This is a genomic window from Burkholderia sp. PAMC 28687, from assembly GCF_001577465.1.
GTDB lineage: Bacteria > Pseudomonadota > Gammaproteobacteria > Burkholderiales > Burkholderiaceae > Caballeronia.
The window spans coordinates 1,665,685-1,677,946 of the sequence record NZ_CP014505.1 but is presented as its reverse complement, the minus strand read 5'-3'; the positions used below and the strand labels follow the sequence as shown (position 1 = coordinate 1,677,946).

The 12,262-nt window shown below is 62.5% G+C and carries 11 protein-coding genes; 4 read left to right on the top strand and 7 right to left on the bottom strand.

The genetic code is table 11. The annotated features are described in order from the left end of the window. Positions 1-13: 13 nt before the first annotated feature. From AX768_RS07690 to aldA, 3 genes are all read right to left on the bottom strand, one after another. A complete protein-coding gene (locus AX768_RS07690) occupies positions 14-1,231 on the bottom strand; it encodes a mandelate racemase/muconate lactonizing enzyme family protein (protein WP_061999470.1) in 1,218 nt (405 codons plus the stop codon). After that, a complete protein-coding gene (locus AX768_RS07685; RefSeq protein ID WP_061999469.1) occupies positions 1,228-2,556 on the bottom strand; it encodes an MFS transporter in 1,329 nt (442 codons plus the stop codon). The genes AX768_RS07690 and AX768_RS07685 overlap by 4 nt, the downstream gene beginning before the upstream one ends. Before the next feature lie 68 nt (positions 2,557-2,624). Then, positions 2,625-4,049 carry an aldehyde dehydrogenase gene (gene aldA / locus AX768_RS07680; protein ID WP_061999468.1) on the bottom strand — a complete coding sequence of 475 codons (1,425 nt, stop codon included), beginning with the start codon at positions 4,047-4,049 and terminating at the stop codon, positions 2,625-2,627. A gap of 204 nt (positions 4,050-4,253) precedes the next feature. Here aldA and AX768_RS07675 point away from each other — a divergent pair, with 204 nt between their 5' ends. Then, a complete protein-coding gene (locus AX768_RS07675) occupies positions 4,254-5,639 on the top strand; it encodes an FAD-containing oxidoreductase (protein WP_061999467.1) in 1,386 nt (461 codons plus the stop codon). Here AX768_RS07675 and AX768_RS07670 read toward each other — a convergent pair whose 3' ends face one another. The 4 genes from AX768_RS07670 to AX768_RS07655 form a co-directional block, all read right to left on the bottom strand. Then, positions 5,640-6,383 carry an enoyl-CoA hydratase/isomerase family protein gene (locus tag AX768_RS07670; protein ID WP_061999466.1) on the bottom strand — a complete coding sequence of 248 codons (744 nt, stop codon included), beginning with the start codon at positions 6,381-6,383 and terminating at the stop codon, positions 5,640-5,642. 6 nt (positions 6,384-6,389) lie between these two features. Then, entirely contained in the window at positions 6,390-7,682 is a 1,293-nt protein-coding gene (locus AX768_RS07665; RefSeq protein ID WP_061999465.1) for an MFS transporter, read from the bottom strand. Between the two features lie 14 nt (positions 7,683-7,696). Then, entirely contained in the window at positions 7,697-8,785 is a 1,089-nt protein-coding gene (locus AX768_RS07660) for a hypothetical protein (protein WP_231941240.1), read from the bottom strand. A 103-nt stretch (positions 8,786-8,888) separates the two neighbouring features. Further along, a complete protein-coding gene (locus AX768_RS07655) occupies positions 8,889-9,407 on the bottom strand; it encodes an ankyrin repeat domain-containing protein (protein ID WP_086382463.1) in 519 nt (172 codons plus the stop codon). A gap of 336 nt (positions 9,408-9,743) precedes the next feature. Between AX768_RS07655 and AX768_RS07650 the strand changes: the two genes are divergently transcribed. From AX768_RS07650 to AX768_RS07640, 3 genes are all read left to right on the top strand, one after another. Further along, positions 9,744-10,379, top strand: coding sequence for a DUF938 domain-containing protein (locus AX768_RS07650; protein ID WP_061999463.1), 636 nt, complete (start codon positions 9,744-9,746; stop codon positions 10,377-10,379). A 221-nt stretch (positions 10,380-10,600) separates the two neighbouring features. Then, positions 10,601-11,740, top strand: coding sequence for an aromatic ring-hydroxylating oxygenase subunit alpha (locus tag AX768_RS07645; RefSeq protein WP_061999462.1), 1,140 nt, complete (start codon positions 10,601-10,603; stop codon positions 11,738-11,740). 75 nt (positions 11,741-11,815) lie between these two features. Next, positions 11,816-12,085, top strand: coding sequence for a hypothetical protein (locus AX768_RS07640; RefSeq protein WP_061999461.1), 270 nt, complete (start codon positions 11,816-11,818; stop codon positions 12,083-12,085). Positions 12,086-12,262: the final 177 nt, after the last annotated feature.

Here is a 12,262-nt window from a genome sequence, read left to right as displayed (position 1 = left end):
CTGATCGCTCGCCTCAGCCTCTGGCCGGAGAAGAATCCCGTACATCGGCGGGTTTCGACGCCATCTGCAAATGCAGACGTTCGCCGGTGTAAGGGGAATGCGCGCGCACGACATCCATGTCCAGTTCCACGCCGAGTCCCGGCGCTTTCGACGGGATGATGTAACCGTCTTCCCACTGAATCGGCGTCTTCAAGATCTCCGCATGGAACCCGTCCCACGTGCCGATACTTTCCTGGATCAGGAAGTTCGGCGTGCACGCGGCCAACTGGATGCTCGCGGCAGCGCCAATGGGCCCGTTGTAGAGATGCGGTGCGATCTGCGCGTAGTAGACCTCGGCGAGCGTCGCGATCTTCTTGGCTTCGAGCAGACCGCCGCAGCGCGCAACGTTCAGTTGAAGAATCGATGCCGCGCCCGCTTGCAGCAGCTTGAAGAATTCATATTTGGTGGTGAGCCGTTCGCCGGCTGCAATTGGAATGCTCGTATGCCGCGAAACTTGCGCCATCGCGTCTTCCTGGCCGGGCGGAACGGGTTCTTCGAACCACAACGGGTCGTACTTTTCGAGCCGCTGGGCGAGACGAATTGCCGACGATGGAACCATCTGCCCGTGCGTGCCGAACAGCAGGTCGCAGCGATTGCCGACGGCTTCGCGGATGCGCTTGCAGAAGGTCTCGCAGCGTTCCAGTACGTCGAGCGATATCTGGTGGCCCGAATAGGCCGTGTAGGGACCGGCGGGATCGAACTTGACGGCGGTAAAGCCGAGGTCCGCGTTCTTCACTGCGCAGTCGGCGGCCAGGTCGACGTCGTCGTAATCGTATTCGCCGGCGGCGTTTTTCGGGTACAGGTAGGTGTACGAGCGCAGCCGTTCGTTCACGAGCCCGCCCATCAACTCGTAGACCGGCTTGTCCGCCGCCTTGCCGATGATGTCCCAGCATGCCATCTCGAGGCCGCTGACGACGCCCATCATCGTGAGGTCGGGGCGTTGCGTGAAGCCACTCGAATAGGCTTCGCGGAAGAAGCGCTCGACGTGATGCGGATCGTGGTCCTGCAGATAGCGGCCGAAGACGTCGTCGATGATGTGCGCCATCGCTTTCGGATGGAACGTCGCCGAATAGATCTCACCCACGCCTTCAATGCCGCAAGCCGTCTTGAGCTTCAACAAGATCCAGTACATGCCGCCGAGATGCGGCGGCGGCACGGCTACGAAATGCGTTTCGAGGGAGACGATTTTCATCGGATGGCGTCCTTTGTGACGGTCTTGCGCATGCGCGTCAGGGCGAGGGCGGCCACACCGCCAACCACGCTGATTGCAGCGATATAGGAGAAATAGATCTGATAGCCGGGAAGGCCTGGGAAATGCTCGGTGGTCCAGCCGTTCACGAGCGGCAGGAAGACATCGGGCGAATAACCGATCAACGAAACCAGGCCGATCGCCAGGCCCGTGATGCGCAATGGGATGCCGCAATCGTCGAGTAGCGACCAGTAGAGGCCGCGAATCGCGTAGGTCAGAATGCCGATGACCAGCACGACAACTGCGATCACCGCGACGCCCACGTGCGGTGCTATATGCAGCGTCGGCAGCACGGCCAGCGCCACGAGCCCGATCGCGGCGAGAAAGAGCGCGGTGGTCAGTACGCCGAGCGTGGAGAAACGATCGCCGAGATAGCCGCCGCCGATACCGCCAACCGGCCGCATCCAGAGTTTCAGCGTGGTGAGCGTGCCCGCCATCACGACGGTCATCTTCAGGTCGCCCACTTGCAGGTACGCAGAGAAGCTATAGGTCGCCCAGAAAATCTGGTATCCGCAGAACACGATGGCCGCCATCAGCCAGAGTTGCGGAATGCGCATCAGCGTGACGAGATCGCGCCACAGGTTGTGTTTCTGCGTGCGGTTGTCGGCGGCTTGCTGAAGCTCCTGCGGTGTCGCGGGCGGTTCCTTCACCAGCGCCATGAGCAACCCAAGTCCAATACAAAACGTCGAATACAAATAGACCACGTAGCGGAAACCGACGTTCGTCGGCAAGCCGTGTTTTTCGGTGGCGGTGGCGAAGATCACGAGCGCGATGGTCGCAAGCAGCGCTTCAATCAGGCCGCGGCCGCCATCGAGCAAGCCGAAGAAACGGCCTTGTTCGTCGTGCGCGGCGATGGTCTTGACGCGTTTCAGAATCGATGCCCAGAAGGTCAGGCCGGTGGTCAAGCCCCAGCAGCAAAATACGACCAGCAGGATCCCGAAGCTCGGCGCGGTCGAATAAACGAGCCCGAGCGCGCCGGTTGCGATCAATGAAAAACAGATCAGGAAACGCGGAGCGATGCGGTCGGCAAGCCAGCCGCTCGGCAGATAACTCAGCAGGAAAACGGTGCCGAGGATGGAATACAGATACCCGAGCTGGCTATTGTCGATGTGAAAAAACTCGAGCATCGGCGTCTGGTACACCTGACGCAGATAGAGCAACGGGTAGATCGCGCCAGCGGCGACAACCAGCAACATAAGCTGGATGTAACGCTGCGACCGGCTTGTCTCGATGACTGCCGGCGTGACGCCGGTCAAGGTTTTATCCACGATACGTCTCCTTCAGCACGCTTTGAGGCGCGCTGTTTTTTTATCGATTCATGCAGGTTGAGGAAAAATCAGTACTTCATGACGACGAGGCGGGTCTGCGTGAATTCGAGCATGCCGTGCTTGCCGTCATCGCCGCCGAGTCCCGAGCGTTTCCAGCCAGCGTGAAAACCTTGATACGGATCGGCGGGCGTGCGGTTCACGTACAGCTCGCCGGCTTCGATCTCATTGGCCACGCGCATGGCGGTGCGATAGTTCTCCGTATAAAGCACCGACGACAACCCGTACTGATGGTCGTTCGCCATCGCGAGGACTTCGTCGAGCGTGCCGTACGAGATCACCGGCAGCACCGGGCCGAAGATTTCTTCGCGCACGATTTCCATGTCGTGGCGGCAATCGAGCAGCAGCGTAGGCGGGTAGAAATAGCCGGCGGTGTCGGGCAGCGTGCCGCCGGTCGCGACCGTAGCGCCTTCGGCCACGGCGCGCTGGACCATCGCGTGAATGTCTTGCTGGGCGGAGCGGCTCACCAGCGGTCCCATCTTCGATGCGTCCATCGACCGGTCGCCGAAACTCACGGCGCTCATGTTCGCGCGCAGCAATTCGACGAAGCGCTCGTGCACGCTTGCGTGGACATACACGCGTTCCATGGCGGTACACAACTGGCCGCAATGCGTGGTCTTCGATCCGACGATCGCGCTCGCTGCCGCTTCGAGGTCGGCATCCGGTTCGATGATCGCGGGCGCCTTCCCGCCGAGTTCCAGCGAAGGTTTCGCGATGTTCGCCTTGCAGTAGTCCAGCACGATGCGCCCGGCGTTCACGCTGCCGGTGAGCGTGATCATGCCGACGGCCGGATGCGTGCAGACCGTGGCGGCCGTCGCGTGATCCATTGCGAGCACGTTGAAGATGCCGGCCGGCAGTCCCGCCTGACGCGCGGCTTCGGCGATTTCGAAAGCGGACGTGGGCGTGTTGTTGCTCGGCCGTACCACGACCGTATTGCCCGTGATCAACGCCGGCGCGACCTTGCGCAAGAGCGTGTAGACCGGGTAGTTGAACGGGATCAGGCAGGCGACCACACCAATCGGCTCGCGATGCAGCACAAGGTTTTCGTTGGGCGTGTCGCTGGGAATGACTTCGCCTTCGATCCGGCGTGCCCATTCGGCGTGATAGCGGGTGATATCGGCGGCGTAGCGGGCCTCGTTTTCCGAATCCGCCACACTTTTGCCCGATTCCAGCGCGAGCGCCGCGCCAATTCGCGGCGCGCGCTGAACGATGGCATCGGCGAAACGGCGCAAATGCTCCCCGCGCTCGATGGAGCTCAGCTTGCGCCACGTTTTCTGCGCCCGCGATGCGGCTTCCACGGCGGCGAGCGCGTCGTCCCGGGACGCGAGCGTGACGCGGGCGATGATCTCAGCGGTGGCGGGGTTGTCGACATCGGCAAACCGATCGGACGATGAGTCGATCAGGCGGCCGTCGATGAAATTACGGTAGGTGCGCATCGTGATAGCCCGGAAAGAAGCGCCGCAGCGGGTCCGCGACGTGAATGGCGCTAGTTTTAGCGGGCGCGACACTGGGCCACAAGCGATTAAATCTCGACCTGTCCATGCGTAAAACGCACACACGGCGGGGAGGTTTCCTGCTGCACCGGTTTCCCCGGCGAGCTACCATGCAAAGTCCGCAAACACCGCCGAGGAGACGTGAACATGTCGCAACAATTTGACGCCATCGTGATCGGCACCGGACAAGGCGGCGCGCCGCTGGCCGTGAAGCTTGCAGAAAGCGGCAAGCGTACGGCGATCATCGAACGGTCGTTGTTCGGCGGGACGTGCGTGAATGTAGGGTGCACGCCGACCAAGACATATGTGGCGAGCGCGCGGGCGGCGCACGTCGCGCGCCATGCCGGGGATTACGGTGTGATCCTCGATGGCGGCGTTCGGGTGGATCTGGCGCGAGTCAAGGCGCGCAAGGACGAGGTCATCGGCGAATCGCGCGAAGGCGTGGAGAAGTGGTTGCGGGGGACATCAGGCGTGACGGTGTCCAACGGTCACGGGCGCTTTAGCGGGCCGCATTCCATCAGCGTGCAGGGCAACGACGGTCAGCAGCACGAACTCACGGCGGATTCGATTTTCATCAATACCGGCACGCGTGCGACCGTTCCGGAAATCGAAGGACTCGCGGGGATTTCATATCTGACCAATTCCACGATCCTGGAACTGACCGCGTTGCCTGAACATCTGGCGATCGTGGGCGGGAGTTACATCGCGCTGGAATTCGCGCAGATGTTCGCGCGCTTCGGCAGCCGCGTGACGGTGCTTGTCAGGGGCGAGCGCGTGCTCGCACGCGAGGACAAGGATTTCGCGGAACAGGTTCAGAAGGTTCTGGCGCGCGATGGCGTCGAGTTCCGCTTCAACACCCAGACGTCGAAGGTCGAGGCGGCGGGCGAGGGCGTGCGGATCTTCCTCACCGACGGGAAGAGCATCGATGCGTCGCATCTATTGTTCGCCACGGGCCGCACGCCGAACACCGACGACCTCGGGCTCGAGCATGCGGGCATCGTGCCGGACAAGCATGGCCTGATCAGTGTCGATGGTCAGCTTCGCACCAAAGCGGAGGGCGTCTGGGCGCTCGGCGATGTCAACGGGCGCGGCGCGTTCACGCATACGTCGTACAACGACTACGAGATCATTGCGTCGAACGTGGTCGATGGCGAATCGCGCAGCGTCGATTCCCGCATCATGTGCTACGCGGTTTTTGTGGATCCGCCGTTTGCGCGAGTGGGCATGAGCGAAGCCGATGTCCGCAAGGACGGACGCGCCGCGCTGATCGCCACCATGCCGATGTCGCGCGTTGGGCGAGCCCGCGAGCGTGGCGAGACAGATGGCTTCATGAAGGTGCTGGTGGACGCGCAGACGAAGAAGATTCTCGGTGCGGCAATTCTGGGCATCGAGGGTGACGAAGCGATCCATACGTTCATCGACATCATGAATGCGGACGCGCCGTACACCACGCTGCAACGCGCGATGCATATTCATCCGACGGTGAGCGAGCTGATTCCCACGCTGATGGGGATGTTGAAACCGCTGGAGTGATCAACTCCGGCGCCGCTTGATCCGCTCGGCGATCGCCGGGCTTTGAAGCGAGGCTTCGTAGGCGATTCTATTTGTCAAAGCGGAGGGATCGCCTGCCGCGATGGCATTCAACTGGCGCTTCATCGAGCGCACCACGTTGGGTTCGCAGGCGCGCAATGCATCGATGTATTCCGCCGTGCGCGTGGTCAACTGGTCGGCCGCGACAAGATCAGTCAGGAAGCCGATACGCAGCATTTCCGGCGCATCGATTGCAATGCCGGTCAGAAACAGCCGCTTCGCCTGCGTAGTCCCGAGTTCGCGGACATACCGGCGCATGCCATCCGGGTAGTAATGCAAGCCGATACGCGCCGCCGGCATGAACATCCGCGATCCTTCAACGCCAATGCGTGTATCGCAGCACAACGCTAGATCCGTCGCGCCGCCATACACACTTCCGTTCAGCGCGCAGATTGTAGGCAGGGGACACGCTTCGAGTTCGTTGAGCAGGCTTTCGAACGAATCGTCGATGTTCCCTGCCGCGAGCGCCGACAGCGTGTAGCCGGAGCTGAAGGTTGCCGGTCCTGTGCCGGTCACCACCAGCGCGATTGAAGCCGCATCGCTCGAAGCATTGGCAATCGCTCCTCTCAAGCCCGCAATATCCGCGGGATCGATCCGGTTGTGCTGCGCTTCGCGCGTCAGCCGCACCGTGACCACGCCCTCATGCCGCGACCATGAAAAACCATCGGCTACGCTCGTTTCGGTCATGCTCGTTCACCCCGCAGGCGTGGCTTCCTTGTCCTTGCCGTTCTTTGCAGCTTCGTCGTTGGCGGCGGCATCGCGCGTTTCCGGCATTGCCAGCCAAACCAGCGCAACCGCGAGCGCGCCCGCCGCAGCAAGCCCGAAAAAGCTCGTGTTCACACCGAACTTGTCCGCGACAAACCCCGCAATCGCCGTGCTCAGCGTGGCGCCAATTCCCGCCGCCAGCCCGAAGAAGCCGATACACAGGTTATACCGGCCCTTGCCGCCGGCAACGTCGGCTGCGATCAGCGGCAGCATCACGCCGAACACCGCTGCGCTGATACCGTCGAGCATCTGCACCGGCACGAGCAGATACGGGCTGCTCGCGCTGCTGGCCGCGGCGAACAACAGCGCACGCAACGGTAACGCCGAGAAACCAAGGATCAGCACGGGCCGCCGTCCCCACGTCTGCGCCTGCCGCCCGACCCACGGCGACAACCCTGCCACGATGAATTGCGGCACGATGATGCACGCCGCAATCACCAGTTGAACGTTGTCGCCCATGTGCGCGGTCACTTCGCCGGCGGCAAGATTCAGCATCGCCGCATTCGACAAGTGGAACAGCACCACGCACGCCGCGAACGTCAGCAATCGCGGATCGCGCACCAAGTCGCGCAGGCTTTCGGGGCGTTCGCCGCTAGCTGAACTGAGTGCATCGGCGATATTCGATCCTGCCTTCGCCGCCGCTTTTTTCATGCGTGGTACGACCGGCGGCATCTCGTGATGGATCATGTTCAGCGCGACCAGCGCCGGCAATGCGAGCGCAGCCGTCAGAAAGAATACCGAGCGCAGCGACAGGTACTCCCCGAACACGCCCATCAACGCCGCGGTCAGCGCGCTGCCGATGGACGCCCATCGCGCATTGCGCCCGAGCCGCGTGCCTAGATCGGCGCGGGAGACGAGGGCGAGCGAGATCGCGGCCATCGCGGGAACGAGCATGCAGCTCGCGAACCCGTGCAGCACTTCGGCCGCGAAGACGGAGACGAATGTGGGACTCGCGCCGAGCAGCAGCGCACTGATGATGATCGCGATGATCGCAGCGGCAGCCGCGCCTTTCTTGTTGCGCAAGGCATCGACGAGCGCGCCGGCCGGTAACTGGCTTGCCATCGCGCTGATCGTGCCGACGCTCAGCATCAGCCCGATCTCGCCTTGCGTCCACTTGTTCGCGGCGAGATAGGAAGCGATGAACGGCCCAAAGCCGGTCTGCACATTCGCGACGAAAAAGTTCAGCCAGTCAAGCGCGCGCAGACTTCGTGCAGTAACCATATTTCAGATCGTCCTCATTGTTTCGAGGGCCGAGCGGCGGATGCAGCCGCGACCGGTCCAGAGGACGTTGAAGCGGGTACCGCAACCGCCGCCGATGCCGATGAGGGCTCCGACGCCGCCGCCGGTTCGGCCGGCGGCACGACGGGAGAGATGATCTTGATCGGCTGGTCAGGCGAATAGGTCGGTGCGGCCTTGATCTGTGTATCGGTGAAATCCAGTTGCAATTGCAGCACCTTGTTGCGCGATACCACGTGCAGGTCCGGCCAGTTGGCCGCGACTTGCCGTTTGTCGCCGGCGAGGGAATCGGAAAGGTCGATGACGAGCGCCTGCGGTTGCGCCTGCGAATCGATCAATACGTCGACCACCCGGCCCATGCGCGCGCCGCTCTTTTGCGTGACGTTGGAATCGACGAGTTGGGCAAGGGTCGGCGGGACATCGGCGACAGAACCCGGTTTCGCCGGCGCTTCCGCCTTCGATTTACCTGTCGCCGGTTGCGGCATGACAAAGGTCACGGGCGCTTTCTTGTCCGCCGGGTTGAAGCGGAACGCGCTCCACGGGAACGTGACCTTGCGGTCGCCCACGCCGAGGAAACCCGACAGGTTGACGATCATGAGCTTCGGCTTGGCGGCGGCATCCACGTACATGTCGACCGCGCGGCCGACGATCTTGCCGTCGCGCTGGATCTCGCTGTCGAGGAGACCGTGGATCTGCTCGCGCTGCATGATGCGCGTGGTCAGCAGCGGCGGCGGAGGCGCCGGCACTTTCTCTTCAACGGGCGGAGGCGGCGGAGGCGGCGCTTTCTTCGGCACGACAACGCGGCGCTTGGGCTTCGGACGCGGCGCCCTTTGCTCGGTCGGCGGTTGCGTGGCGACCGGTGTGGAGGCAGGCTCTTCTTCCGGCTCGACGGCTTCGGGCTCGCTCGCCGGCTGCGGCGTCGACAAATCGATGATCGGCGCCGCCGGCTGTGTCGGGAACAGGCTGCACCCGGACATGACCGAGACAAGCGCCAGCCCGATAAGTATGGCAAGCATCCTGGCCATCGTGCGCCAGTGCCAGTCGTACGCTCGAAGCGGGAAGCCACCCCGCGGGAAGCCGCCACTCATCACAAGAGCTCCATGTTGCCGGATCGCCTTCAAAAGGGTCGTGCGCCGCCAATCAGAATGATCGATGGCGCGGGTTTATCGGTAAAACGCTGACTCGGAAAAGTCAGACGCCCGGCGGCCGCGACTTCGCTTCGGTTGCCTGGGCGAGACGCGCGACGGTGTCGGGGGCGCCCATTTTCGCGGCAGCGTCGCGTGCGGTAAAGCCGTTTGCGTCTTTTGCGTCCGGATTTGCGCCGTGCGCGATCAGGAACTCCACCATTTCCACACGATTGAACATGGCCGCGATCATCAGCGCCGTGCGGCCATCGGGCGATGCGCCCTCGACGTCCGCACCATGCTCCAGCAATGCTTCGATGACCGGCTTGTAGCCCTTGAACGCCGCGCCCGCAATCGGTGTCTGGCCGTTGTCGTTGCGCAGGTTCGGATCGGCTTTGTGTTGCAGCAGCACGCGCACGGCGTCGGCATGGCCGTGATAGCTCGCGAGCATCACGAGGGTGTCGCCCTTGTCGTTGCGCATGTTCGGCGGCAGGCCTTTGTGCAGCAGCGCGTCGAGCATGGGGGCGTCGCCGCGGCGGGCGGTATCGAAGACTTCAGCCGCGAAGTTGATGAGTTCTTCGCTCATCGTTTCTTGATTCGGCTTCTGCTCGCCGGAAGGGGTATCGGTTGGCATGAAAGGCTCCATGGAGTGGGATGGACCAGGCGGCCGGGCACGATGCACTGGCCCGTGGCGGGTCGTTCCTCAGGGTTTCGGGTGCTGGTATTCGGTGCTGCATTCGGTCCTGCGCCTCAAGTGCGTCAGGATACACAGATTTGATCGAGGGCCGCACGAGGTAGCAGGATTCGGGCCTCGTGAGAGCGCGTGAGCCGAGGCGTATGGTTCTGAGTTGCTGCGGATCTTTTCTTGACCCGCGCAAACCGCGCGCTTACGCTCGCCACCAATTCCTCTGGAGACGCATCTTTGAACGCCAGTCATTCCGACAATCCCGACCCCCTGCGCCGTATTGCACCAGCAGCCACGCGCAACCGCGACGTGATCCGCGATGTCCTCGTGCGCGTATTGCCGAAGAGCGGGATCGTTCTCGAAATCGCGAGCGGCACCGGACAGCACGCGGTCCACATCGCCGCCGCACTGCCGGAGATCACCTGGCAGCCGAGCGACCCGGACGAAGCCTCGCGCGCCTCCATTAGCGCATGGCGCGCCCACGCCGCGCTCGCCAACCTGAACGCGCCCGTCGCACTGGACGTATGCAGCGCGCCGTGGCCCGTGCCGGATTCGCTCGCGGCGATCGTCTGCATCAACATGATTCATATCGCGCCGTGGGCGGCGGCCGAAGCGTTGTTCCGTGGCTCGGCCGAACGTCTGACGAACGACGGCGTGCTGTTCCTCTATGGACCCTACAAACGCGACGGCGCGCACACGGCGGTATCGAATGAAGCTTTCGATGCCCAGCTCCGCGCCACCAACCCGGATTGGGGCGTGCGCAACATGGAGGACGTGTCGGAACTGGGCCGCCGCGCGGGATTGGTGATGGAAGAAGCCGTGCCCATGCCCGCCAACAATTTCAGCCTGGTGTTCAGGCGGGCGCGAATCTAGGTGGAACCATCGGGGAAAATCCGCAAAATTTTCTGCTCCGATGCCCGCCCCGCACGCCTTCGCCGAACTTTCAAGGGAGGGCGTTTGCGCCTCAAAGGGCCGCTCACGTGTAGACTGCGTTAGACCCGTTGGTTGCATCGACTCCCCAACACATTTTTTCGCCAATTTCGGCCACTATCGGGCCGATTTTTCGCCGATACCCTCAAGCGGAGGCATCGTACATGCATGTAGCGCTGCAGCAGGAAGCCGTCACGAGCGGCACGCCCGCCGAACAACCTCAAAAAACGCCGCGTGATCTGCGCCGTGTCGACATTCACCCCGATCACTGGTATCCCGTCGCGTGGTCGCGCGAAGTCAAGCGCGGCAAGGCGCATGGCGTCAAGTTCGCCGGCGACCCCGTCGTGCTGGTGCGCACCGAGAGCGACAAGGTGTTCGCGCTGGAAGACCGCTGCGCGCATCGGCAAGTGCCGTTGCATGCGGGCGTGGTCGACGGCGAGTCCATCCGCTGCTGTTACCACGGCTGGACTTACGACTGCTCGGGCAAGTGTATCGACGTGCCCTATCTCGGGCGCGAGCGTCTGCCCAACGGCGTGCGCTCGTACCCGTGCCGCGAAGAAGCCGGCCTGATCTTCATCTTCCCGGGCGATCCGCTGCTCGCTGAGAGCGTGCCGTTCCCGGCGCTCGGTTCCGCCGGCGACAAAGCCTATAAAACCCGCCGCTTCGGCCGCGCGGTGAAGTGCCATTACACCTTCATGCACGAGAACCTGATGGACATGAACCATCAGTTCCTGCATCGCAAGCAAATGGGCCAGATGAAGGCGCGTTCAGTCGGACGCAGTCGTGGCGAAGACTGGGTGGAGGTGAATTACACGTTCGCGCGCGAAGAGGGCAAGCAGCCGATAGGCGAAGCGCTCGTCTTCAGCCAGAAACGCGGCACGAAGCCCGACGACAATAACAAGGACGTAATGACGATTCGTACGGAATATCCGTACCAGACGCTCAGGATCCGCACCAAGGACCAGACCATGGTGATGGATCTGTGGATTGCCTATGTGCCGCTCGACGCCGAGCAGCGCACGAACCGCACGTTCGGTTTGCTGTCGATCCGCCGCCCGAAGATTCCGGGCATTCTCGATGCCGCCTGGCCGCTGCTGGTGTGGTTCACCGAGCGTATCTTCAAGGAAGACCGGTGGATCGTCGAGCGCGAACAGGAAGCGCATGACCGGCAAGGCGGCGATCATAATCACGAGGTGTTTCCGGTCATCCTCGAATTGCGGTCGCTGCTGACCGAATGCGGCGCGCCGGTTCGCGAGCCTGCGTTGGAACGTCGCGTGCACATCATTCAGCCCGTTACAGATTGAGATTGGCTGATATCGTAGAGAGCGGCTGGAAGTAACGTGCCGGTAGTCAAGTAATAACCAAAGAGGTCGATCATCATGGAACCCAACCCGGCAGAAGATCGCGGCACGCCGTCAGTCAACGTCAATGAACGGCCCGAGCAGGATCACTTCGATGCCGCCATCAACCACGTCGACAGTTCGTATTCGTCGGGCGTGCTGGCCGCCAAGGCTGCGAAAGGCATTCTGTACAGCGTGATCGAGACGCTGGGCACGCTTGTCGGCGATCCGGATTTGCCCGAGCATGCACGCTCGGGCTATCAGGCGCTGCTTGTGAGCGCGGAAGAACTGCGTTCACGGATCGATTAACAAAGGCTCACAGCCAGCCTGGGGCAAAACCCGGGCAAAATTTAAGGTCAACCACGGAGCACATCATGAGTAAAGCCCAGGACGCAAAGAAAACCGAGAAAAAGGTTGCCCTCAAGTCGCCGAAGGAAAAGAAAGAGGCGAAGAAGTTGAAGAAGGAGGCGACCAAGCGCCAGTAAG